Origin of the sequence: Microcystis sp. M113S1, assembly GCF_020246945.1 — a bacterium.
Taxonomy (GTDB): domain Bacteria; phylum Cyanobacteriota; class Cyanobacteriia; order Cyanobacteriales; family Microcystaceae; genus Microcystis.
Genome location: NZ_JADBSA010000171.1, coordinates 1 through 22,408, shown reverse-complemented (window position 1 = coordinate 22,408; position 22,408 = coordinate 1). Strand labels below are relative to the sequence as shown.

Sequence of the window (22,408 nt, the reverse complement as noted above, 5' to 3'; positions counted from 1 at the left end):
TCTGCTGAAAAAGTTTTTCGGTGGGGGTTGGGGGTTGGGGGTTGGGGGTTGGGGGTTGGGGGTTGGGGTGTGGGGTGTGGGGTGTGGGGTTTTACCCATTTTCAGGTGGTCAATTACCTAATTTTCAGGGAAAAAGTCCCGGAATTTTCCCCCAATCACTCCAAGGGTCGGCACTTTTTGAGGGAAAAAAAGTCTAAAAACCTTGTTGGATAAGGTTTTTAGATTTTTTCAGCAAACCCTATATATTGCCCTCAAAAACGGGACAATAGCCTTCGGCAACCACTTTAAAACCGTAGAGGGGAGAAGCGGGATTCCAACAGCGCTGACTTTTGTAGTGGACACAGACACGACAGCAATCCATCTCCTCTAAAGCTTTGGTGATGCGATTGGGACTCTCGCTTAATAATTCCCGTTGGGAGACTCCCCGTAATAATAATTCTTCCCCTTGCCAGCGCGCTTCCACCAGTCCCGTATCGGCGAAATTACTCCACCGGGGATCCCGGGTGATCGGCTCTGGTAAGGTGATAGTGACAATCGAATCCGATTCATTTAATTCTCCCTCATAGTGACTGGGGGCCGGGGGTGTCGGTTGCATAAAGCGATCGCCAATAGGCAATTCCACCAGAGTTCCCACGGCCGGAGAATGGAGTTGATAACGGCTTTGTAATTCTTCTAAACTGGTCAAATCCGCTAGATATAGGGGCGAGCCATGGACGAACATGATATGCTGTGGTCGCAGGTTATGGATCAGTTGGGTGGTGTTGCGACTATCGCTATGTTCGGCCAGTAGATAGGTTTCTTGGCTAATTAATCGCGAACGCTGTGCCGCTTTTAATCGGGGATTCTCCAGGTTGATATCGTGCAGGTGTTGGGGAGCTAACATTAACCAAGGTTTATCCCCTTGCAGATATTTACTCACCTCCTCTAGGCGATCGATTAGTAGAATTATCGGAGTGGTTCCCCCTAGAGGTGTCGGTTTTTCTGGCAACCTTCGCAACCGGGGACAGATGCGCTCATCCCAAAATAAGGGCTGATGTTTGGCAAAATTTTGCACAGATGCGGGAAATTGTGGTAAAATTTCTAGGTAGGCATCGCAAGCTTTAGCGATCTTGCCCCCAACCCAGATATCAATGTCGCGGCCTGTGAATTGGTGGTGCGACCGCAGTAATTTTAAAATTTCCTGACCCAATCCCAAAGCGGGGACGGGTAGTAAGACATTTTGCCCCTCAGCGATCGCCTGATAGATGCGATTCATCAACTGTTTTTCCTGCTGTCGTCGGTGGGGATGGCGTTCTGTGCCGTAACTGCCTTCAATAATCAGCACATCGGGGGATACTCCCCGCAGCAGATCGATCGATAATCCTTCCACCAGTTGAAAATTAGACAGGGAAAAATCGCCGGTATAGAGGACTTTATAGGTGCGTTTGGGGGTTTTGTAGGTGAATAGGACCACGGCAGCCCCAGGGAGGTGGCCAGCTGGAAAAATCTCGACGGTGAGATCATCAAAGAGAGCGATCGGCGATCGCCATGGCCAACCCTGACAGAAACTGCCGATTTCCTCGGCAGCATCCGGCCATTGTAGGGGCAGCAGTTGTACTGTCACCTCACTGGCATAAACTGGCAATTGGGGATAGGTCTGATGGAGAGCCATTAACCCACGGATGTGATCGCTGTGGGCATGACTACAGAACACCAGATCCACGGGGGGTTTTTTGTTTTGGGTCAGGGGTTGCATATCGGCCAAACCGCAATCTAAAAGTATGCGATAGGAACCGATTTTCAGTAGGAGACAAACCCCTTCTGATGCGTGACCGACACCAAAAGGTAAACAGGATAAAAGGGATTTTGACCCCCAGACGGCAGTAGAGCGTTGAACCATGGCAACCCTGATCATGATGACTGGTTAGTGAGCGGAACCATTGCCATCGTAGTTATCGCTATCGTAAAAACCGTTGCGGGTGCCGAAAAAGAGACAAGAGACGGTGAATACGGCCGTCAATGCCAACAAGATTAATTTGATGTCCATATAATTAGTGCAACTCCTCAGAGGGTATCTCCCCTCATACTAACCTAACTTTTTCGGTTGTTAGCAGCTAGGTTTCGGATTTGTCCCTGGGCGCTCAACCTCTTTTAATAGTTAAACTTGCCAGTAATTTGTGATAATTTCATCAAAAACTACTGATAATTATCTGAAAAACTAGCATCTTTTGTCATAATAGTCAAGAAAATTTCACAAAAATTTAGCCTGACTTTAAATTATCCTTTGCTAAAGTGCGACGTAATGATAGGTGTAAATTGTCTCTTTTAGACCTAAAGCAAAAGCAAACAAGTTATTCATTTTGACGCAGATTAGCTCAATTCAATTATAGTGGAATTTTACTATGAGTTTTCGATTAGAGTTGAAGGCTATTTAATCAGATTATAAACTTAATTAAAGTTTATTAAAATTAAAATTTGTTAAACTCTGCTAAGTCATTGGTCTTTTCAAGAAGAGGATAACGAAGTGCTGTTTCATCGACTAGGCTAGATAAATACTCATAAGTGTGACGAAGTTCATAGGCATTATCATCACTTTTTGCTTGGTTACACTGCCAGCAGACCAGTTGTAAGTTGTCAAAATCAAACATTTTTTCGGGACAGCGGGCTTTATTAATTATATGATCGATAGTGACATAATTGGGATGAAAAAATATCTGATTGATTTGATTAATAACTTTTTCCCCTTGAGAATTATTATATTCGTAACCCCTTTTGACAGCTTCTGACTGAGAAGAAGTTTTAAATTCTTCGCCATGTTTCATCTTTTTGCCACAAAAAGGACAGGGTTTTTCTTTGGCCATTGTTCGATATTGATTCGGGCTAATTAATCCTTTTTGGGGATGTTTGATAACTGCTAGATGTTGATTAGCATTCCAGATTTCTGCAATTTCATCGGAGCTATATAATTGAGACAACTTTGATTTTGATATTTTAGTCATGGCAGTACAGAATAATCATAATAAAGGATATTTAGCCAAAGCTTTATCTGCTATTTTATGCAAATTTTTAGAGATTTTTTCTAACTCTTGTTTTCCTTCCTCAGACATTTTTTTGGCATTTTCAGACTCAATAATTGCTAAATCAATGGCTTTGACAAGACTTCCCTTATTTAATTCATGCTCAAATAAACTGACAACTTTATAAGTATTATTTTTAAAATCCTGAAGAAGCTCCCAAGAGCTTTTAACCTTTCCCCAGCCGATATTATAATAGCCCTTTTTTCTCGCTTGTCTTTGTTGCTCTGGGGAAAGACCATGAAATACTTCACTATTTCTTTTTTGCCATTGGCGATAGCTCATTTCTTTTAGTAAATTCATTGCTTCAGTTCCTGGTCATCTGCAAAGTAACGAGTGATTTCTTGCCACTTTTTATCGCCATAGTTATTAATAATATATTTTTTAATATCCCCCAGTTGTCTTCGTAGTTTATCATTAGTTTTTTCCAGAGATTCAACTGTAGAGATTGCTCGCTCTTTTATTTGTGTAATCCCATCCTGTTGTTGCTGAATAGTATTTTTTAGATCGCTCACCGCTAGATTATAACTGTCTTTATGAACTAATTCCTTTTCCAGTAAAGCCTGTTGACGTTCCCGGGCAGTTTTAGATAGACTAGCCTTTAACCATTGACCTAAACGATAAATCTCAGATTGATCAAAGTCTAATAAATCTTGACGTAACTGCTCTAATGTTTGTAGCAATTCATTAACTTTTTCTTGCCAATAACTGACTTCTTGTTTAAGCTCAACATTCTCGTTGTATAAATTCTGATTACTTTTTCCTAACTGTTCAATTTTGCCCTCGTGTCTGGATATTTGCAAGGACTGATTTGAATTAACTTTGGCTCTATCATTTCGTTCTTGTATGATAATCTGGAACAATTCCGCCGCTACAGGATCATCAAGATGTTCTACAATCCATTCTAGATGACGTGCTTTTAACCTATCGATCAAATAGCCCTTAATTTCTATGTGTTGTTCTTTCAATATAGCTAGATTAGATTGAATGGTCATGACCGTAATTCTGACTTTAGTAACTTAATCTATAGTTATTTTAATACAAGTATAAGCTTTTGGAAAAAAGCAATCTTATTCGGTCATAGTAGTTTTGCCTGTTTCTGGGAATCAACTCGGACCGACTGAAGAAACAAAGGAAAATGGAAATTTTGCCGATCTAGGGCTGGCCTTTGCTATAAGTGAGCTATATAGCGCCTCCTTGGCTAGTGAGGAAATTCTCAAACGCTAAAGCACAGAGCTTACCGCTATAACTAAGCACACGAATCACCTAGACCGAGAAAATATCATGCGTATCGCTCACGATGTTACCGAATTGGTTGGCCGCACACCTTTAGTACAATTGAATCGGATTCCCCAAGCGGAGGGCTGTCTTGGCCGAATTGTGATGAAATTAGAAGGGATGAATCCCGCTGCTTCCGTCAAAGACCGGATTGGCACTCACATGATTAATAGCGCCGAAAAAGCGGGTTTAATCAATCCAGAAACCACGGTTTTAGTGGAACCCACTTCTGGCAATACGGGAATTGCTCTAGCGATGACTGCGGCAGCTAAGGGTTATCGCTTAATTTTAACTATGCCGGAAACGATGAGTTTAGAGCGCCGGGCGATGTTAAAAGCCTACGGTGCTACCCTAGAACTTACCCCCGGTTCCCAAGGTATGAAAGGGGCAATTTTACGCGCTCAGGAAATCGTTGATAGTATCCCCAGCGCTTATATGTTGCAACAATTTCGCAACCCTTCTAACCCGGAAATTCACCGTCTCACCACTGCTGAGGAAATTTGGCAAGATACGGAGGGACAGGTAGATTTTATTGTTGCAGGTGTGGGTACTGGAGGCACGATTACGGGAGTCGCTGAGGCAATTAAACCCCGTAAACCTAGTTTTCAAGTAGTCGCGGTGGAACCTTTCAATAGTCCAGTGATTTCTGGTGGTAATCCCGGTCCCCATAAAATTCAAGGTATCGGTGCGGGTTTTATTCCGGAAGTTTTACGCACAGATCTGATTGATGAGGTAATTACTGTCAGTGATGAGGAAGCTTTTCAATTTGGTCGTCGTCTGGCAAAAGAAGAAGGTTTGCTTTCAGGGATTTCTTCCGGTGCCAATCTTTGTGCGGCGATTCAATTGGCCCAACGACCGGAAAATGAGGGTAAATTAATTGTGGTGATTCAGCCTAGTTTCGGGGAACGTTATCTGAGTACGCTGATGTTCCAAAATATCGAGGAGCGCGAGTTAACTTTGGTGTAAAAAAAATATCGTCTTCAGCCTCTAGCAGTCAGCATTTAGCCTTAGCTTTAACTATAGCAGTTATCTTCATGGTGGGGTAGCATTCAGTTATCAGTTATCAGTTATAATACTAAATCCGGTTATTAAAAACTGATTATTTATTCTCCCTTTTGCCTCTCCTCATAAGTAGCCTATACTTAACGGATTTAGTATCAGATGTGAGTTTTCAGTTCACTGATTACTGTTTACTGTTCACTGATTTGAGGACGGATTTTCTCACCGATAGCGGCATTTGTAGAGGTTGCGGTTTGGTTGCTTCTTTGCTGGCAAAATTATCGAGTAAAGCCGATCGCACTTGCGTATCGGTTTCTCGCGAGAGAAGATAACGGAAGTATTCTTGGCATTGTTCTCGACGACTGGGGGAAAGTTGCATTTCACTTAAACGTCGGACTGCCATTAAGCGCATTAAGGGATCATTGACTGTTAATTTTTCTAACCAGCGATCAAAGTTTTTTGACTCATTTTGACCGCGATGGTCGAGAAAATGCCATCCTAGCAGGATTAAAGTCAAAACCGTGCCAAATCCTTGCAAAATTGAGGCCAGGGCCAACCAGCGATTTTCGGCATAAGTCCAAATTGCCAGAGCGAGATAGGTGGCTAAACTGCCCAAACCGCCACAGACTACCGCTAAAGTTAACTTACCGCTATCGGCACTGAAAAAAGCACGCCCCCACAGCCACAGCGAGCGCCAGTTTTGACCCTGGAGATGGTAAACTCCGATCATCGCCCCCACCCCGGTTAAAGTGGCCAAAACTAACTGCCAATTCCACGCCCAGAGGAGCAAAAAACTAGCACAAGCTGCCGCCCATGTCAAGAATTGGCGGGTTTTTTTTGCTGCGAGAGTTTTGATGACTCGACGCTGCAGAGCGGGGGAAAAATAGGGACGAAGACGGAATACTGAAGACACGGGAAGTTTTTCGCTGAGGGTTTGATGATTACTATAGCCTGTTCTCAGGCAGACAGATCATTTTTCTTGGTAAAAATCCTCCCAAGGAAAAGAGCGCAGTGCTAGGGTGGGCTAAAATTGCGATCGAGAATCGGCTAAAGTTCAGGTTGGCGAGCTTAGGTATTAAGATGGTTTGCAATCAAACTCAACTTTTTTTATTAATAAATAGCTCAACAATATTCTGTAAACTTATATATAGAAACCTCAAGAAATATATTAATTTGCCATCTTTAGGGCAGCAAGTTCTGATAGACGATCTAAAGTAGTAAGTATAAATACCGCATCTAATTTTACCTAGTCACGCCAGCTATCTAACTCATCTATTTCACTTCCGAACAGAGTTAAAACGTCCTTTGTTACGTTCTGAGAGGCAAAAAAATGACTACTCAACTACAACAAAAAGCCGAACTTGAAATTGTTACCTTGAACCCTGTTTACGGAGTTAACTATAACAAGGGTTACATCGGTTTTACCTATGACGGAACACATCCAGTCGGTCAAGGAATCGCTTATTTTACTAAGTGGGATAAAATGAGCAATATTTCTGCTACTCACGCTCTCATCGTTACCGGTGAAAATACCTGTATTGAAGCGAATGCTGGCACGAATATGGTAGAAGAAAATCCTCTACAACCCTATTTTGAACCTTCTAATTGCCAAATTTTCTTCCGCAAACCCAAAGATTTAACTGATGAGATTGCAGAGCGTATTGTTGAGATTCTCAAACCAGAAGTAGGTAAAAAATATGACTATAAACTAATCCTAGCTCATGCCTTTTCTGGAAGTTTACCCGGTCAGATACTCAATCTTTTATCACGGCAAAAAATCAAAAAATTACTGTCTGAAGCTCTTAATTGTCCTGATAAATGGATTTGTAGTGAGTTAGCAGCTTACGCTTTAGATGAGCAACCTGAATACCGAGATATCGGAGTTCTGATCAATCCTAATTCTACCATTAATCCTCAAAAATTATTTGAAGATGATCTGATTTTTCAGGCTTGGGAAAATCAGGTTGCAGCAAAGTTTAAAGATTTAATCACCGGGACAACAGTAATTGCTTAAATGATCGAAAAACACTTTTGATTAGAAAGGAGAATCAATTATGGCTTATTTACTCTTTAAAATGGATTTGCCAACATCACGAACTAATCAGTTCCGTCAAGGCAAACTTCATGTCATGGAAGGAAACACTTCCATTAAATCTTGGACAGCAACATCAGGATATGCTCCGTATCAATGCCTCAATGATCAATCTACAAGGGCTAAAGGACCGATTCCATCCTGCAGCAAGGTTGGCATAACCAATTATTCTGTTAGTACCTCTCCAATTAATCATACCAATACACCTGGAATCCGTAGCAATTTTTATCATATTCTCAATTCGCGATGGTCTGAGGGAAGGATATTTGTTAATGGTATTGCAAGAAGTCAATTTGGTATTCATTTTGATGATCGCAGTCCTGGTTCTGCTGGTTGTATTGTCATCCGAACTCGTTCTGAGTGGAATGATTACGATCAATATCTTAAAGCCTATCGTCAACGAGGACATAATCGTATTGACTTAATTGTTCAGTACAACGGTAGTTCTCCGCTGCTACCTCAATCTCAAGTTTTCACCGTACAGCAACCCACTTCAGGTCAAAACCAACCTGTTAATACCTCTATTACCTTTTCAGGAACGGCAAAACCAGAAGTCTCAAAAATCATCGCCTTAGTCGGTCCCGGTGGTCCTTTCAAAATTGCTGAACTGACCAGTGCAGGTGCAACATGGCGTTTTGATTACAAGTTTTTAAACCGTGGAGTCAATCGTCCTTTCACTTTTCAAGCCTACAATTCGTCTGGCCGTTTACTGCAAACAATTTCATTCAGACTCACCATTATCTAGATTTATTTCGAGTGAAAATTGTGCCTAATTTACCTATTTCTAGGAGGATAAGATTATGAGTTGGCTACGGTTTACGATGAATTTGAATGACGATCCCTCATCTTTAGAGGAGATACATGATAGTTATCAGACCTTAGTGAAAGGTCAATTGGCGATTATGGAAAAAGATGAAGCAAAAAATATTTATGAGGCAACATCAGGGTTTCCTCTCTATCAGTTTATCTCTGCTCAAAGCTTGATTGGTCGGGGTCCGATTCCCTGCTGTGGTAAAGTGGGTATTCCTGCTTATACTGTTTCGACCCTACCTTTTGACTTAACTTCAGAAGCCAAGAGTGAGGAAAACTTTTATTTGATTGAGCCAAATACTGTAGATGCAGATGGTGTTAAACGGGGAAGTTTTGCCATTCAATTTGATGATGATCCTCCTGGTTCTGCTGGATCAATTGGCTTAATTAATGCTCAAGATTGGCAAAAACTTCAAGCATTTATGGCTGACTATCATCAGCAAGGATTTGAATCAATTGATTTAATTGTTGAATACAATAATATTGCAAAACCTGCGCCAATATCCTTATCAGAATCTGTTTTTACAGTAGAGTCCCCAACCCCTGAAACGGTTCATAATATTAGTAAACCGCTTACTTTTTCAGGGATGGCAAATGCTTCTGTCACCAAGATTATTACGACTGTTAGTGCAGAGGTAATGTTCATTATCGGGGAAGTTGAACCGATCGATGGACAATGGAAATTTGAGATTCAACTGGATAGTACAGAGGAGAATTTATTCAAATTCCGTGCTTTAGATCGAGATGGAAATCTCTTACAAACTATCGAATTTAGTTTGATTTTAGATGAGGATTAATTCCCCTCATTTAAAAAATTAAAGTTTTCCCATTTCACCCATTTACTAAATTGGAGGAAGTCATCATGATTACTATTACCAGTGTTCCCGAAACAATCGAAACTAATCAGAATGTTGTCATTAAAGGAACAGCATCAGATGATCTACGAGAAAAACCCGTTGAATTAATCATTGATTATCAGTATAAAGTCTCAGGGGGAAACGTTGCAGATGACGGAACTTGGCAAATTAACTTTGTCTTTCTGTCTGCGGGTGATCGCCGCTTAAAAATTGTCATTGGCGATCCCACAGATAATACAGCATACGCCAATATTCAAGTAGTGGAAGCTGTTCCCACTATTCGCATCACCCATCTACCTACAACTATCAAAACATCAGAACCTTTTGTCATTAAGGGAGAAGTCGATAACCTTGCTAATGGTGAAGAATTGCTAATTCGTATTGATGGGCAATTTGATGTGGCTAAACCCATCGTTGAAGGGGGGAAGTGGGATGCACAGATTGTCCTTTCTCAAGGTGGACGGCGATTGCTAGAAGTCATTGCATCAGATCAAGAAAAGCTCCAAAAAGAGATCGATATTCAAGAAAGTTCTCCTACCCTTAACATTATCACTCGTCAAGTTTGGGGCGCACCGCCTACTCCTTCTAGCCTTCCCAATCTTAATGCCCAACGCATTACCATTCATCACACTACTAATCCTGCTTTGTCTCCGAGTGCAAACCAAACCAGCGAATTTCAGCGCATGATAAGTATTCGCGATTATCATGTAAATTCCCTCCAATGGTCTGACATTGGCTATCACTATGTCATTATGCCCAGTGGTCGTATTTATGAAGGTCGTTATGACCGCAAACGAGGGGCGCATGACAAAGTTAATGACGGTTTTGGTATTGCTTTTGATGGAAACTATGTATCAAGCAGTATTACAGACGCACAATTCAATTCTGCGGTTGCTCTTTGCACTCAGTTGTGTAAACGGATGGGCATTAATGATCCTACTGTTCTTGTTTCTACTCCCACCTATTTTTCTGGAAACCCCAATCGCAACCTTCCTCGTATTTTAGGACACCGCGATCGTGATTATAATTCTTGCCCTGGAACACCGAATGGCACAACTGTGCGTTTAGAGCAAATTCGTCAAGCCGTTAAAAGGGCATTGTCAAATTAAGTGATCTTAAATTAGTTAGGTTTGGCTTCAATTTTACCTAACCGATGTTTCCCAAATTTATCAGGAGAAAAGCTCATGGCGAATCAATACAAAGTTAAGGCAGGAGATAGCCTCTACAAAATTGCCCAAAACCATAATTTATCCCTCACAAGATTGCTTAATCTTAATCCACAAATTTCTAATCCCAATCTAATTCAAATTGGCGATCCCATTAATTTACCTGATTCTGGAAGTGATAGCGGTGAGGTGGCCCCAGACGCTTCGGATATTATGGCTCGAACAATTTATGGGGAAGCACGCGGAGAATCTGAACTGGGACAAATTGCAGTAGGTTGGGTCATTCTTAATCGTGTTGCTAAACAAACATGGTATGGCAAGGATGTTGTAAACGTATGTCTTAAATCTTGGCAGTTTTCCTGTTGGAATCCTTCAGATGCAAATCGAGCAAAAATCAAGTCGGTTAAAATAGGCGACCCAGTGTTCGATAATTGTCGTGAAAGTGCTAGAAAAGTTCTTACCCGCACTATCCCTGATCCAACGAATGGAGCAACTCATTATCATGCAAAATCCGTTAAACCTTCTTGGACTCACGGTGCAACCTTAACAAAAACAATTGGTAATCATTTGTTCTACAAAAATGTCGATTGAGTAAAAGTTAGAGAAATAAACTCAAAAGGAGGTTGTTTTCTATGAAACTTCACCGTAAAAATGTCAAAGCGAATCTTCGGCAATCAAGTCTTTGGATTTCTCTGATTTCGCTGACTCTAATAACCAGTGGTTGCCATGAGGATTTAAGCCAAGTCCGAGAATTTAGTAAGGTATCAGGAACAATTCAAGAAACATCTGAAAAGCTGGGAAAAGATATATATGAATCCTGTCTTAGACGAGAAAACCGACTGGATGAAACCGAGAAACTCCAATCATCCTTTGCTCAAACTCAATTTCCGTCTCCTTCTGGCGTTTTAACTCGTGAAAATAGTCGGACAAGAACATTAGAAGGATTTGAAGAATTTCCAGTCACGGGAGATTCTAATCCTTATAAGTTTCCCCCGATTAGAATGGATGAACGATGCGATCGCTTTAAACCCGTCGCTAAATCTACCATTCAAGCCAATCTTCTTGCCGTCAATTATTTAGAATCCCTCGGACAATTGGCAGGTGATCAACGGGTTTCACTGAACCAAAGTCTCACGGATATTGGGAGTGCCATTACCAATCTCAATTCCATATTTGAAAAAGCTAAAATATCCGTGCAGATCAATTCAGATTATGTTAAAGCGGGAGAAAATATTGTTGGCTTTTTACTGGATAATTTTGTTGTTAAGCCCATTCAGCGTAAAAACCTTAAATCTGTTATTGTTTGCCAAGATGAAAATTTTCAACAATATATTTTGTTGCTCAATGAAGTTAATCAACTTTACCGAGACACTTGGTTAGAAAGTGAAAAAGGTGGACTCTATCGTTACTTTGAAGAGCGATTTCAACAAGCACCCACTCGCTATCGCAATAATATGCAAGAGTTGGTCAATGAAATTCAAACAATTACCCAACAATATACCCAAGAAAAGGCTCAATTAAACGGTCGAAAAGAGCAAGCAGACGCTTATATTGCATTATTATCTCTCACGGCTCAAAATCATCATGAACTAGCCATAATTTTCGGAAATAATATGGATAAAAAAGCAATTCAATCATTCTGTACTCAGAATTCTACGGCCACAACGGCTGAAATCTATCAAAACTTAGAGCCTCCTTCTCAGGAACAATTAAAAGAAGCTCAAAAAGTTTTAGATAACTATCTCAAAGAAGCTAAACCCTTAGTGGATAAACTCAACAAAAAAGCTCACTAGAGATGCTTACTATTTATCCTATTTAATTTGAGGTGAAATGATGAACACAATGACTCGCTCAGACGCTAAATACCTTGCTCAGAAAATCCTAAACTTAGTCCCTTTTCTCCAGCAAAAACGCTATGAATTATTTAATGAAGGTAAGTTAACTCCTGAAGAATTTTTAATGATTGCTCGCTATGAGAGAAGATTATTAGAATTTGTGGATGATTTGAGCCTGATTATCTTTGAACAAATTCTAACCGATTTAGAAGCCCCAGCGACTCGAATTCAAAGATCTATTCAGGAAGCGCAGGAAGCTATTCAAAGAGTCCAAAAGACCAACAAATTGATCGATATTGTCAAGTGTGTTGTCAATCTCGCTGGAGCAGTAATCTTGGCAGTTAAGCTAGGAACCCCTGCAACGCTAATTAACTTAGTCAATCAGTTAGATAAATTGATGACTGTTTAGAAATTCAATCTTAGGTCAACTTTAAAGGATAACTGTATGAGTACCTTACAAATTCTTAGCCCCACTAATGATGCTCGCTTTGAATGTCTAAAACCTGTTACTTTTACAGGCAAAGTAAATTCTGGAATAGTCACTGTAGAACTCAAAGCAGATGACAAATATCCCTTGGGCAGTGGTCAGGTTAAAACAGACGGTTCTTGGTCGATTACTTATTCAGGATTCACGAATCCTGGTGATCGCAAAATTACTGCCTTTGGCTATGATCAAGCTAATCATGAAGAAGAAACCAGCATTATAATTTATGTGGCAGATTCCTCAGATTATACTAAAACTATTTATGGGGGTTTAGTTTTAGATGCTTACAAAAAACTCCAACACACCAATTCCCTACCAACCGATCACAGGTTAACTGATGCCGAAGGATGCCGGTTATTTGAACAAGAAATCCTACCCATCCTCCAGTCCAAAAAAACCTTTATGGAAGCAACGAAGGAAGGTCGAAACAAACTAAACGAATTAGTTGAACAGGACCCAGAGACATCTATTGCTAAATATCCCTGTGCTTATTCTGTCTCCTGTGTGATGAAATATTTGGCTGAAAAGTTAGGATTAGCCACTGTCAAAGCACTGTTTAAAGATCCCTTTTCAACTGAGAATATTCGAGTTACAGGCGTTGAGACAAAACTGCGTCGTCTCGGTTTTCTCTACTTTCTGAAAAAAGATTACCTAGCACCTCGTGGGGCAATTGGAGCAAGATGGCCTCGAAATAATCAGGATCAATCGGATCACATTTATTACATCACCAAAGATGGAGCAAAACGGACTCAATTTCCCAACCCAGAGAATTATTGGGATGATCAACAGGGCAAACACGAAACCGGAATAAACGGGCCTAAATGGCAAATTAAAGACCTTCATGCTGAAAACCTCGATTTCTTCGATCATGTTTTTATGCAATGGGAGAATGGCTATACCGAAGGATTTTGGTTGCCACCGGGTATTTATCCTTTAAATCGTGGTTTCAATCTGTCGAATCTTTAGTTCCGTATTCTAACAATGCCCATGGGCCGACCGTTTAAAGTAAGTGGCACTTCGGTAATAGCTTAGTTTCTAATGGCAATTGGTCAGTCTCTTATCGTTTTACTGACAACGGCAAACGTCAAATTGAAGCGAGAGGATTTGATCAAGATAATCATTCTGTTGCTAGTGAAAAGATTACTTTAGAAATTAAAGCGTCTCCCATAAGCTGTGAACCAAGAACGAAGCTCTTTGAAATTGGCGGTCATTCTGTTTGGCAAATTTCAGGACAAACCGCTTTTTTCTATCAATCAAAAATGAGTATTGATGCCGATGGTGCGCCTAATGCTTATCACCCAGACAATATTGGCTTAGATGATCTGAAAAATGCCGGTTATCCAAATACGTCTTGATGGAAGAATATTCTTGTCCCTGACCCTCAAAATCCTAATCGAGCTTATGAGCAACCCTCTGGACCCTATCAAGGTTATTTTGTCTCTATGACAGCTTTACAGGATGGAACTAGGGCAAAAACTGATCCCAGTCGCTATGTTGGTTCTACTCGGATACCCTATATTGTTCTCCCCAGTGGTGGCAGTGCCGGGGCAAAACTGGGGGATATTGCCGTGGTTTTTAATGGTAAAAACGGCAAGATTGTCAATGCGATTTATGCAGATGTTGGTCCATCCAACAAAATTGGCGAGGGTTCAATTGCCCTTGCTGAAGCGTTGGCCATTCCTTCTAGTCCCCGAACAGGTGGTGTGAGTAGCGGTGTTATACTTTGCACGGCTATAACTTGCATTTTTTACTCAAAGACAATAATATAGTTTAAGGGTCATAATTAGAAGCAAAGCACTCATTGAAAACATAATTAACCTAGAATTCACGGAAGAAGAAAAGAACTCACTGTATTATGAAAGATTTCATCATCCCCATCCCCAGGTTCAACTTAAGATGGAAGTTCTTTGGTTAAAGAGTCAAAAAATATCGCACCCAAAAATTTGTCAGTTAGCAGGAATCTCGCCAAATACCTTATTAACTTATCTTCGAGATTATCAAGAGGGCGGAATAGAAAAATTAAAAGAAATCAACTTCTATCGCCCTAAAAGTGAATTAGAGTCTCAAAGAGAAACGCTCAAAAAATATTTCGAGAAAAATCCACCAGCCACAATAAATGAAGCTGTATATAGAATAGAAGAATTGACGGGAATAAAACGAAGTCCCACCCAAGTAAGGAAATTCTTGAAATCAATGGGAATGAAATGTTTAAAAGTGGTTTCTCTTCCTTCTAAAGCTGACCCAGATGCACAAGAAGACTACAAAGAAAAAAAGCTAGAACCAAGACTAAATGAGGCTAAAGAAGGAAAAAGGGCTGTTTTTTTTTGTTGATGCCGCTCACTTTGTTATGGGAGCTTTTCTCGGTATTGGTGTTTTGAGAGACTTTTCGTTAAGTCGCCGAGCGGGCGTAAACGCTTTAATGTTTTGGGAGCATTAAATGCGATAACCCATGAAGTTATTATGGTAACATATGACACTTATATTACAGCAACTCAAGTCTGTGAACTCCGGTCAAAAATAGCTGCTTTAGGACTAATAATTCCCATCACTCTAGTATTAGATAATGCCCGCTATCAAAAATGTAAAGTTGTTGAGGAATTGGCTCTTTCTTTGTCAATAGAGCTACTCTATCTGCCGTCTTATTCGCCTAATCTAAATTTAATTGAAAGGCTGTGGAAATTGGTCAAAAATAAATGTTTATATGGTAAATATTATGAAAACTTTTCTGACTTTTCTTCAGCTATTTATGAATGTCTGAATGATGCCCATCTGAAACATAAAAAAGAACTGGATTCCTTGCTCACTCTACGATTTCAGAAGTTTAATAAATCTCAGATTATGAACGTCTAAAGTATAATTTGAGACTTCCTTAGCTAAAAACGCCTACCTCTAAAGCTCTTGCTAAAGTAACTCAAGATATATATTTTGGTCTGTAATGAAGTTCCGGAGGAAGGCGATCGAGTAAACCTGTCCGGTTGATTTTCCATAAGTTGTGTTTTTCGAGGTTCCTTATTTTAGCACGATGGTATTATTGATATGGCTTTCCTAGACAGCCCCGCTACTTGTCACCCTTTGCAAAAATTTTCTCAAGAATATCCCGATCAAATTTCGCTATCGCGGTTGAGGTATTGCTACTCGATTTTATAGAGATAGGCTTCTGGGGTTTCCAGAAGGGAAGTCATCGGGCGATCGAGAGGGGGGGTTTTGGCGAGGGTAAAAATTGGAAATAAATCGTTCATTTGGATAGCCATTTTAAATTTCGGCTGTATATAATAACTACCCGATGGGCAGGCATTGGTTATCGTTAGCTCTCTTTTGGTCATAAAGGTATCGATATAATCATACTGACCATGCTCTTTTCTTTTGCCTTTCTTGGCCGGATCACAAAGGGTTGAACCGGCCGGAATCTGATTGATAATTTCCACTGTATCGGCCACGGATAGGAGTCTTTCGGAACCGTATTTACTAGCAAGATAACGTTGATTGAAATAGAGATTAGTTGCGATCGAATAGCCGATGATAATTGCTAGAACTAGACCGAGGATCCTGTCGAAAGTCTTAGTCAAGTTTAGATAGGCCAGACTAGCGATCGCCAAGAGTATAGGAGCAAACCAGAGTAAGATTTTACGATGGGAATAAAAATGCTCATCAGGATAATTAGAGGAAGCGTAGAGAAAAATTATCCAAGTAATCGCCAAAAAGCCGATCAGTGTTTTATTCCCTCGATATTTTTTGATGACTATATATAGAGAAATGCCGAAAAAAATAGCCGAAACTACGACATTGAAAATCGATATATTATCATTCAAAAAAAACACTTGATTGCCCAGATAAACCATTTCCCAAATCGCTTTAAATAGACGGGTGAACAGATTGCTCGATGGTTCACCGCTCGCCCCCTTCTCCGTGAGCGCTCTCAACATTCCTTTCGTATTGGCGAAATTCCGAACTATCTCACTATTCCAATACATAATCAAGGCGAGATTTGCGGAGAGAATCGATAGAAAAGGCAAAAGACATTTACGAGTATTCTTTCGATTTCGATAAACAAACCAGAGAGAGGCGATAACAGAAGTCACTGGGATAATTAACATCGTGGTGGTGTGTAAACTCACCAATATAGCGACAGTAATCCCGAAGAATATCCAAGCTATAGCCTGATAGAGCAGCGGCTTAGTCGTTTCCATCTGGAACCGATAGAGTAAAGCAAAAACGAGCAGGAAAAAGGGTATTGGGCTAGGACCCCAGGAAAAATTATTAATGAAATAGTCCGCATAAATCGTGCTATACCAAAATCCTGCCAAACTGGACAGGAGAAGACGTTTATCTTGTTCTACATTTTCTAAAAGTTGATAAACAAAGTAGATTAAGAGGGGAATCGATAGAAAAGAAAATAGGCCATTGGTAAGGACTTGAAATTCGGGGGCAGTACCGAAAATTGTCAGAGGAAATGCTAAATAACTATAGAGGGGTGGAATTGTGAATCCATATTTTCCACCCCCCCCCGGTGGTCCCAATTGAGGAAAGTTTCCCTTCCACATATCCATCCAAAGATAACCAAGAGTAATCTGATCGGGATCTGGTCCGATATCGAAGGTAACGTATTCAAAAATACTGACAATCCTGGTGAAAAAGGCAAAGGCGATCGCTAGAATCCCTAAAATCAGTGCCGTTCCTCGGACTTTATTGATTGATTTCCCCATAAGTGTCGGTATTTTTATCCTAAAATTTTCTGGTAGCTTCGTGACCGTATCCCCGAATATTTATCTTCGCATGGTAGCACGAATTTCTAGTCCTACTCGGTTAGAATTTAGCGTTGCTGATCAAGACGAAGTATAACCTGATTTAGTATCGCCGGCGGACGACCGACTACCCAAAAGGAAAACTTCGTACCTCACCATGAAGATAACTGCTATAAGATTTAAGAGACTGTTTAGCAATAAACTAGGTACACTCGCTCAACAAAAATTTTTTTAGACAAATCTTGGACACAATCGGTAATCCCGTGTTAAACTGCCTCGATAAGATGATGTCACTCTCAAAGCCCTTCACTATATAATCTAATGGTAATACAATCGGTCAGTTTAACAGTTAAGGACTATAAGTCCAACATTCCCGTGGCCATCTTGTGTGGTGGCAAAGGAACCCGACTGCGGGAAGAAACCGAATTTCGGCCTAAACCGATGATTGCCATCGGAAATCGGCCAATTATTTGGCATATCATGAAAACTTATGCCCACTATGGTTTAACTGATTTTATGCTCTGTCTAGGGTATAAAGGGGAAATAATCCGGGACTATTTCTTTAGCTATGATTGGAATCAAAGTGATGTCCTCTTAGAGTTAGGCAATAAAAAAGTGACCAAACTCGATAGTGGACACGAGGAAGAAGACTGGCGTATTTGGTTAGTTGATACGGGACAGGAAACCATGACGGGAGGTCGTCTTAAACGTCTCACATCTTATATAGATCAAAGCGGAAGCGAGATCTTTTTAGCCACCTATGGGGATGGGGTTTGTGATGTGAATATTGCGGATCTGTTGGATTTCCATTACTCTCATGGGAAATTAGCCACTATGACGGCGGTTCGTCCTCCTTCTCGCTTTGGCGAGTTAGTGATTGAGGATAATCTAGTCAGTCAGTTCCAAGAAAAGCCCCAAACGGCTGAAGGATGGATTAATGGGGGGTATTTTGTCTTAAATCGCAAGGTTTTGGATTTAATTGAGGGAGATTCGACGACTTTTGAAGCACAGCCCCTCAGAACCCTAGCCGCCTTAGGAGAACTCGCCGTCTATAGGCATGATGGGTTTTGGCAGTGTATGGATACTTATCGAGAAATGGAACTACTCAATCACCTTTATGACACTGGACAAGCTAGATGGAAAATATGGTAAAGAAAGCATTTTGGACTGGCAAAAAGGTCTTTATCAAGGGTCATACGGGCTTTAAGGGGTCTTGGCTGGCGTTTTGGTTAATCCATCTGGGGGCAGAGGTAAAAGGCCTCAGTTTAGCTCCCAATAGCACCCCTGCCCTATTTGACCAATTAGACTTAGCTCAAAACCTGAGTCACCATCTAGGAGATATTCGGGACGCTGAGTTGGTGACTCGTTTAATCAAGTCATGGCAACCGGATGTGATTTTTCATTTAGCGGCGCAATGAGCGTCCTATACCGAACTCAAGTAATTGACAGATAATCAATCCTTGGGAGCATCTCATTTATGCAAGTGAGTAATTATACTTGTCCCTAAAACTGGTTTCTAGCAAGGCTTTCAAAATAGCTTGACATAAAACCTAATTTAGGGGTTACAAAGGTGAGATGCTCCCCAATTCTTTAATAGCAGGAGGCAGTAAGTGGACATATTAAATTCAATACATCTCCAGATTAAGCAGATGCTCAAAAAGCAATCAAAAATTGATGGCAGATTTTTGGTAGTTGCTGCACTCTTAGGATATTTTGGGTTATTGTATCTAGCTAATTTTTTTGTTCCCTATCACAAGTTTTGGAGGAGAATGGGAGTTCCTGTGACTTCATTTAAAAACCTTTTTTTGGATCTTAGATACGTATTAGGCGCTTTTGATTGTGAGCGATTGACTGGAGAAACTTCCCTAACAAATCATTCCTGCTTCAATCAAATAGGTTATCCCAGTAGTTGGTCTTTATTGACTTGGCTGGGGTTAGAGATGCGTGATACTATATTTTTAGGAGTTTTATTTGCTTTAATCTTTTATGTTGTTACTTTAATCATCATTGGCAGATTAAATTATCAAGAAGCGGTAGTTTATGCCCTAATTTTATGCTCACCACCGGTAATGCTTTTAGTCGAACGTAGCAACGCAGATATTGTTATCTATTCTTGGCTTGGAATCGGACTAATGATCATTAAGAATAGCCGAGCATTAATTTTTAGGTTGTGTGCCTATTTATTAATATTTTTTGCTGGGGTTATTAAACTATTCCCAATTTTCGGTCTGGTAGTAATTATTAAAGAAAAAAGAAATCTATTTCTGTTCTTGGCAGCTATTTTTACCACTGCTTTCATTACTTATTTTCTCGCTAGTATAGGGGAGATGAAAACTATATCCGACCTTCACATTCAATTAGCACTTAGTGGTGATGGTGATCCCGTGTATTATCGTTTTGGCTATAAAGCCCTCTTGTTAAAAGTCAAATCTTTTCTATCAAATCTTTCTTTATTTACTGGCGGAGAAACTGATATTAAAAAGACGCTCAGATATATGATGTATATAATTATGAGTTTATTGACGATATTAATCTTTACCAGAGTTTTATTGTCGAAATTTAAGATTTTTCAAGAATGGCTTAGTTCTGATTTTGTCTTAACAGATTCGGACAAATCTTTAGACAAAAGTCAATATATTGATTATTTCCGTCTTGCAGCAGGCATTTATTTAGGAAATTTTCTTGTTATTGGGCTTGTTGTGGATTACAAATTAACTTTTCTAATCTTTGCCCTTCCTCAAATCTTGGATTGGATTAAGCAAGAAAATCAATTAAGCTTGCCTTCCAGTATGGCTTTAGTCGCTATAGTGGCAACCTTTTACGCAAGTCCATTCTTACATCCTTGGTTAGTTGATGAAATGATCAATTGGTTCTTAGCTGCCAATTTATTATACATTTCAATTCTCTCTATGCCTGAATGGCTAAAAAGTTTAGTCCATAAGAGATTGTCTGGCAAATTTTCCGTATAAAAGTTTAACCACAGTCTATATATAGCAAAACTAGATGAATTGTAAAATCCCCTTAACCAATTGACATCCTCGGTCAAGTTCATGTATAGTGGCTCCCAAAGAGTTAGGGTGATAGGTTTAAGCCTTCACGAAAACTCTTTTCAGGGATTACTTGCACAAAGCCGATGAAATTAACTGAAAACCCGGTATAGCGAGTCTATTTGACTTGTGGACAATAATAGCTCCCCTCTCCTTCTGGGATGAGACTGATGGGCTTTGGCAGTGTATGGACACTTATCGAGAAATGGAACTACTCAATCACCTTTATGACACTGGACAAGCTAGATGGAAAATATGGTAAAGGAAGCATTTTGGACTGGCAAAAAGGTCTTTATTACTGGTCATACCGGCTTTAAGGGGTCTTGGCTGGCGTTTTGGTTACTCCATCTGGGGGCAGAGGTCAAAGGCCTCAGTTTAGCCCCCAATACCACCCCGGCCTTATTTGAGCAATTGGACTTGGCTCAAAACCTGAGCCACCATATAGGAGATATTCGAGAGGCTGAGTTAGTGGCTCGTTTAATCGCTTCATGGCAACCGGATGTAGTCTTTCATTTAGCGGCACAACCCTTAGTGCGGCTTTCTTATCTTGAGTCGGTGGAAACATGGAACACAAATGTTATGGGGACTATTCACGTTTTAGAAGCCCTCAAAAGCCTGACTCATCCCTGTGCCGCCGTGTTTATTACTAGCGATAAGTGCTATGAGAATCGGGAATGGGTCTATGGTTATCGGGAAAATGACCCCTTAGGGGGTTATGATCCCTATAGTTCTAGCAAAGCGGGGGCGGAATTGGCGATCGCATCTTGGCGAAATTCCTTCTTTAAAACCCCTCAAACCCCCATCGGCATTGCCAGCGCCAGGGCCGGAAATGTCATCGGTGGAGGAGATTGGTCTCTAGATCGGATTGTACCCGATGCGATGCGGGCTTTGATCAAGTCGGAAGCGATTCCCGTGCGGAACCCTTTAGCGACTCGCCCTTGGCAGCACGTTTTAGAGCCTTTAGGTGGCTATTTACGGTTGGCTGAGTCGATTTATGTGCAGTTGATGACAGCTAATTGGCAGCAAGACAGCCGGGGGTTATATGGGGCGTTCAATTTCGGTCCGTCTCTGACTTCTAATCGTCCAGTTAAAGAGTTAGTTGAGTCTATCTTACAACTTTGGCCAGGGACTTGGCTCGATCAAAGTGATCCGAATGCTGTTCATGAGGCTAAATTGCTTAATCTAGTCACAGATAAGGCTTTCCATAGCCTAAAATGGCAACCCGTCTGGGATTTTGAGCGGACAGTTCAAGAAACCGTTCTTTGGTATCGCCAAGCCAATCAAATTGCACCTAGCAATAATCAAGGGTTTCAAAACTTAACCCGATCACAGATCGAGCTATATCAGGCCGATGTCTTCAGTGAAAAAGTAGGTAGCTTTTGTGTTCCATAATATTTATTGCCACATTCCGGCGTTCCCCAAAACCAGAGACTTCGTACCTCACCGTTAGGATAAATTCTACAAATATGACCAAAGTTTACTTCTACGCAACAGATGAAAGGGAGATGCGGTTACTTAATAGACAAGATCCCGACTCTTTCCTTGGTATTCATGATCATTTTTCAGGAGAAATTGCGACGAGTTATATCTATCTTAAAAAGGCGGGTTTAGATTGTGAAGTTATTAACACAATTCCTGAAGAAGGAATTGTGTTCGCAGATAAAAAAAGTTTTGATAAAACCTTGCTAGAGATCAAAAAATATCTTGGCCGACCTACCCGTTTTTACAAATATCCAGGAGGAAATGCCATGTTAATCGCGATGAAATCTGATCAACAGTTTTATCCACCTGCCCATATAAATATTGTTCATAATCCCGTGGATTTCCAGAAAAACCGTAATTCTATTTGGAATCCTTACTATCTTGTTTTTCCTTGGCCTCAGCCCGGATTGATCCCTCGATTGAAAGCTATCCATTAGTCAGATCTTTCTTAACAAAAAGAGAAGAAACTTAAAAAAAGGGGAAACGATTGATAGGTATAGTTTTGAAAGAAGGAATTAAGGTGGAGGTAAGCAAAAAAATGGAGAAATGGGCAGCCCAAGAAT

General features: G+C 40.5%; 21 protein-coding genes and 2 pseudogenes. 16 read left to right on the top strand and 7 right to left on the bottom strand.

The genetic code is table 11. The annotated features are described in order from the left end of the window. Positions 1–238: 238 nt before the first annotated feature. The 5 genes from IM319_RS08785 to IM319_RS08765 all read right to left on the bottom strand — a co-directional run bounded on the left by IM319_RS08785 (position 239) and on the right by IM319_RS08765 (position 4,048). Entirely contained in the window at positions 239–1,879 is a 1,641-nt protein-coding gene (locus IM319_RS08785; protein WP_287735322.1) for an MBL fold metallo-hydrolase, read from the bottom strand. A 24-nt stretch (positions 1,880–1,903) separates the two neighbouring features. After that, positions 1,904–2,026, bottom strand: coding sequence for a hypothetical protein (locus IM319_RS08780; protein ID WP_002737208.1), 123 nt, complete (start codon positions 2,024–2,026; stop codon positions 1,904–1,906). Positions 2,027–2,447: 421 nt separating this feature from the next. Then, entirely contained in the window at positions 2,448–2,978 is a 531-nt protein-coding gene (locus tag IM319_RS08775) for an HNH endonuclease (RefSeq protein ID WP_287709237.1), read from the bottom strand. A gap of 15 nt (positions 2,979–2,993) precedes the next feature. Further along, positions 2,994–3,356 (bottom strand): hypothetical protein, encoded by a 363-nt coding sequence (locus IM319_RS08770; protein WP_287735321.1) that lies wholly within the window; start codon positions 3,354–3,356, stop codon positions 2,994–2,996. Then, positions 3,353–4,048: a hypothetical protein gene (locus tag IM319_RS08765; RefSeq protein WP_287735320.1), complete on the bottom strand. Its 696-nt coding sequence runs from the start codon at positions 4,046–4,048 to the stop codon at positions 3,353–3,355. Before IM319_RS08765 ends, IM319_RS08770 begins: the two co-directional genes overlap by 4 nt. A gap of 289 nt (positions 4,049–4,337) precedes the next feature. Here IM319_RS08765 and cysK point away from each other — a divergent pair, with 289 nt between their 5' ends. After that, positions 4,338–5,297: a cysteine synthase A gene (cysK, locus tag IM319_RS08760; RefSeq protein ID WP_286825478.1), complete on the top strand. Its 960-nt coding sequence runs from the start codon at positions 4,338–4,340 to the stop codon at positions 5,295–5,297. A gap of 217 nt (positions 5,298–5,514) precedes the next feature. Here cysK and IM319_RS08755 read toward each other — a convergent pair whose 3' ends face one another. Continuing rightward, complete coding sequence (locus IM319_RS08755) at positions 5,515–6,243, bottom strand: hypothetical protein (protein WP_287735319.1); 729 nt, start codon at positions 6,241–6,243, stop codon at positions 5,515–5,517. A 417-nt stretch (positions 6,244–6,660) separates the two neighbouring features. On the opposite strand from IM319_RS08755, the gene IM319_RS08750 reads away from it, so the two are divergent. The 10 genes and pseudogenes from IM319_RS08750 (at position 6,661) to IM319_RS08705 (ending at position 15,424) form a co-directional block, all read left to right on the top strand. Next, the gene (locus IM319_RS08750) at positions 6,661–7,344 is read left to right on the top strand and encodes a hypothetical protein (protein ID WP_287735318.1); all 684 of its coding nucleotides are present in this window, start codon (positions 6,661–6,663) and stop codon (positions 7,342–7,344) included. Positions 7,345–7,384: 40 nt separating this feature from the next. Then, a complete protein-coding gene (locus tag IM319_RS08745) occupies positions 7,385–8,167 on the top strand; it encodes a DUF2778 domain-containing protein (RefSeq protein ID WP_002781976.1) in 783 nt (260 codons plus the stop codon). Between the two features lie 55 nt (positions 8,168–8,222). Next, positions 8,223–9,029 (top strand): hypothetical protein, encoded by an 807-nt coding sequence (locus tag IM319_RS08740; RefSeq protein ID WP_287735317.1) that lies wholly within the window; start codon positions 8,223–8,225, stop codon positions 9,027–9,029. Positions 9,030–9,094: 65 nt separating this feature from the next. Further along, complete coding sequence (locus IM319_RS08735; RefSeq protein ID WP_287735316.1) at positions 9,095–10,198, top strand: peptidoglycan recognition protein family protein; 1,104 nt, start codon at positions 9,095–9,097, stop codon at positions 10,196–10,198. Positions 10,199–10,273: 75 nt separating this feature from the next. Continuing rightward, the gene (locus IM319_RS08730; protein WP_002781980.1) at positions 10,274–10,846 is read left to right on the top strand and encodes a cell wall hydrolase; all 573 of its coding nucleotides are present in this window, start codon (positions 10,274–10,276) and stop codon (positions 10,844–10,846) included. 41 nt (positions 10,847–10,887) lie between these two features. Continuing rightward, complete coding sequence (locus IM319_RS08725; RefSeq protein ID WP_287735315.1) at positions 10,888–12,048, top strand: hypothetical protein; 1,161 nt, start codon at positions 10,888–10,890, stop codon at positions 12,046–12,048. Positions 12,049–12,097: 49 nt separating this feature from the next. Continuing rightward, positions 12,098–12,499, top strand: coding sequence for a hypothetical protein (locus IM319_RS08720; RefSeq protein WP_287735314.1), 402 nt, complete (start codon positions 12,098–12,100; stop codon positions 12,497–12,499). Between the two features lie 36 nt (positions 12,500–12,535). After that, the gene (locus tag IM319_RS08715; RefSeq protein ID WP_287735313.1) at positions 12,536–13,540 is read left to right on the top strand and encodes a hypothetical protein; all 1,005 of its coding nucleotides are present in this window, start codon (positions 12,536–12,538) and stop codon (positions 13,538–13,540) included. Positions 13,541–14,016: 476 nt separating this feature from the next. Beyond that, positions 14,017–14,343, top strand: coding sequence for a glycoside hydrolase family 75 protein (locus IM319_RS08710; RefSeq protein ID WP_287735312.1), 327 nt, complete (start codon positions 14,017–14,019; stop codon positions 14,341–14,343). A gap of 40 nt (positions 14,344–14,383) precedes the next feature. After that, positions 14,384–15,424 (top strand): annotated as a pseudogene (locus IM319_RS08705) (IS630 family transposase). A gap of 281 nt (positions 15,425–15,705) precedes the next feature. Here the strand turns inward: IM319_RS08705 and IM319_RS08700 are convergent. Then, positions 15,706–17,277 carry a hypothetical protein gene (locus IM319_RS08700; RefSeq protein ID WP_287735311.1) on the bottom strand — a complete coding sequence of 524 codons (1,572 nt, stop codon included), beginning with the start codon at positions 17,275–17,277 and terminating at the stop codon, positions 15,706–15,708. Positions 17,278–17,637: 360 nt separating this feature from the next. Between IM319_RS08700 and rfbF the strand changes: the two genes are divergently transcribed. The 5 genes and pseudogenes from rfbF to IM319_RS08675 all read left to right on the top strand — a co-directional run bounded on the left by rfbF (position 17,638) and on the right by IM319_RS08675 (position 22,282). Beyond that, positions 17,638–18,468 (top strand): glucose-1-phosphate cytidylyltransferase, encoded by an 831-nt coding sequence (rfbF, locus tag IM319_RS08695; protein WP_287735310.1) that lies wholly within the window; start codon positions 17,638–17,640, stop codon positions 18,466–18,468. After that, positions 18,453–18,731 (top strand): annotated as a pseudogene (locus IM319_RS08690) (GDP-mannose 4,6-dehydratase); the annotation flags it as partial. The gene rfbF and the pseudogene IM319_RS08690, both read left to right, overlap by 16 nt. 234 nt (positions 18,732–18,965) lie before the next feature. Beyond that, the gene (locus IM319_RS08685) at positions 18,966–20,285 is read left to right on the top strand and encodes a hypothetical protein (protein WP_287684665.1); all 1,320 of its coding nucleotides are present in this window, start codon (positions 18,966–18,968) and stop codon (positions 20,283–20,285) included. A gap of 324 nt (positions 20,286–20,609) precedes the next feature. Next, entirely contained in the window at positions 20,610–21,755 is a 1,146-nt protein-coding gene (gene rfbG, locus IM319_RS08680) for a CDP-glucose 4,6-dehydratase (RefSeq protein WP_287735308.1), read from the top strand. 74 nt (positions 21,756–21,829) lie between these two features. Continuing rightward, entirely contained in the window at positions 21,830–22,282 is a 453-nt protein-coding gene (locus IM319_RS08675) for a hypothetical protein (RefSeq protein WP_287735307.1), read from the top strand. Positions 22,283–22,408 lie beyond the last annotated feature (126 nt).

What these genes read in the sequence shown, in the direction of transcription:
- IM319_RS08785 (WP_287735322.1), bottom strand. Translation starts at nt 1,879, where the DNA reads ATGGTTCAACGCTCTACTGCCGTCTGGGGGTCAAAATCCCTTTTATCC.
- IM319_RS08780 (WP_002737208.1), bottom strand. Translation starts at nt 2,026, where the DNA reads ATGGACATCAAATTAATCTTGTTGGCATTGACGGCCGTATTCACCGTC.
- IM319_RS08775 (WP_287709237.1), bottom strand. Translation starts at nt 2,978, where the DNA reads ATGACTAAAATATCAAAATCAAAGTTGTCTCAATTATATAGCTCCGAT.
- IM319_RS08770 (WP_287735321.1), bottom strand. Translation starts at nt 3,356, where the DNA reads ATGAATTTACTAAAAGAAATGAGCTATCGCCAATGGCAAAAAAGAAAT.
- IM319_RS08765 (WP_287735320.1), bottom strand. Translation starts at nt 4,048, where the DNA reads ATGACCATTCAATCTAATCTAGCTATATTGAAAGAACAACACATAGAA.
- cysK (WP_286825478.1), top strand. Translation starts at nt 4,338, where the DNA reads ATGCGTATCGCTCACGATGTTACCGAATTGGTTGGCCGCACACCTTTA.
- IM319_RS08750 (WP_287735318.1), top strand. Translation starts at nt 6,661, where the DNA reads ATGACTACTCAACTACAACAAAAAGCCGAACTTGAAATTGTTACCTTG.
- IM319_RS08745 (WP_002781976.1), top strand. Translation starts at nt 7,385, where the DNA reads ATGGCTTATTTACTCTTTAAAATGGATTTGCCAACATCACGAACTAAT.
- IM319_RS08740 (WP_287735317.1), top strand. Translation starts at nt 8,223, where the DNA reads ATGAGTTGGCTACGGTTTACGATGAATTTGAATGACGATCCCTCATCT.
- IM319_RS08735 (WP_287735316.1), top strand. Translation starts at nt 9,095, where the DNA reads ATGATTACTATTACCAGTGTTCCCGAAACAATCGAAACTAATCAGAAT.
- IM319_RS08730 (WP_002781980.1), top strand. Translation starts at nt 10,274, where the DNA reads ATGGCGAATCAATACAAAGTTAAGGCAGGAGATAGCCTCTACAAAATT.
- IM319_RS08725 (WP_287735315.1), top strand. Translation starts at nt 10,888, where the DNA reads ATGAAACTTCACCGTAAAAATGTCAAAGCGAATCTTCGGCAATCAAGT.
- IM319_RS08720 (WP_287735314.1), top strand. Translation starts at nt 12,098, where the DNA reads ATGACTCGCTCAGACGCTAAATACCTTGCTCAGAAAATCCTAAACTTA.
- IM319_RS08715 (WP_287735313.1), top strand. Translation starts at nt 12,536, where the DNA reads ATGAGTACCTTACAAATTCTTAGCCCCACTAATGATGCTCGCTTTGAA.
- IM319_RS08710 (WP_287735312.1), top strand. Translation starts at nt 14,017, where the DNA reads ATGACAGCTTTACAGGATGGAACTAGGGCAAAAACTGATCCCAGTCGC.
- IM319_RS08700 (WP_287735311.1), bottom strand. Translation starts at nt 17,277, where the DNA reads ATGGGGAAATCAATCAATAAAGTCCGAGGAACGGCACTGATTTTAGGG.
- rfbF (WP_287735310.1), top strand. Translation starts at nt 17,638, where the DNA reads ATGGTAATACAATCGGTCAGTTTAACAGTTAAGGACTATAAGTCCAAC.
- IM319_RS08685 (WP_287684665.1), top strand. Translation starts at nt 18,966, where the DNA reads ATGCTCAAAAAGCAATCAAAAATTGATGGCAGATTTTTGGTAGTTGCT.
- rfbG (WP_287735308.1), top strand. Translation starts at nt 20,610, where the DNA reads ATGGAAAATATGGTAAAGGAAGCATTTTGGACTGGCAAAAAGGTCTTT.
- IM319_RS08675 (WP_287735307.1), top strand. Translation starts at nt 21,830, where the DNA reads ATGACCAAAGTTTACTTCTACGCAACAGATGAAAGGGAGATGCGGTTA.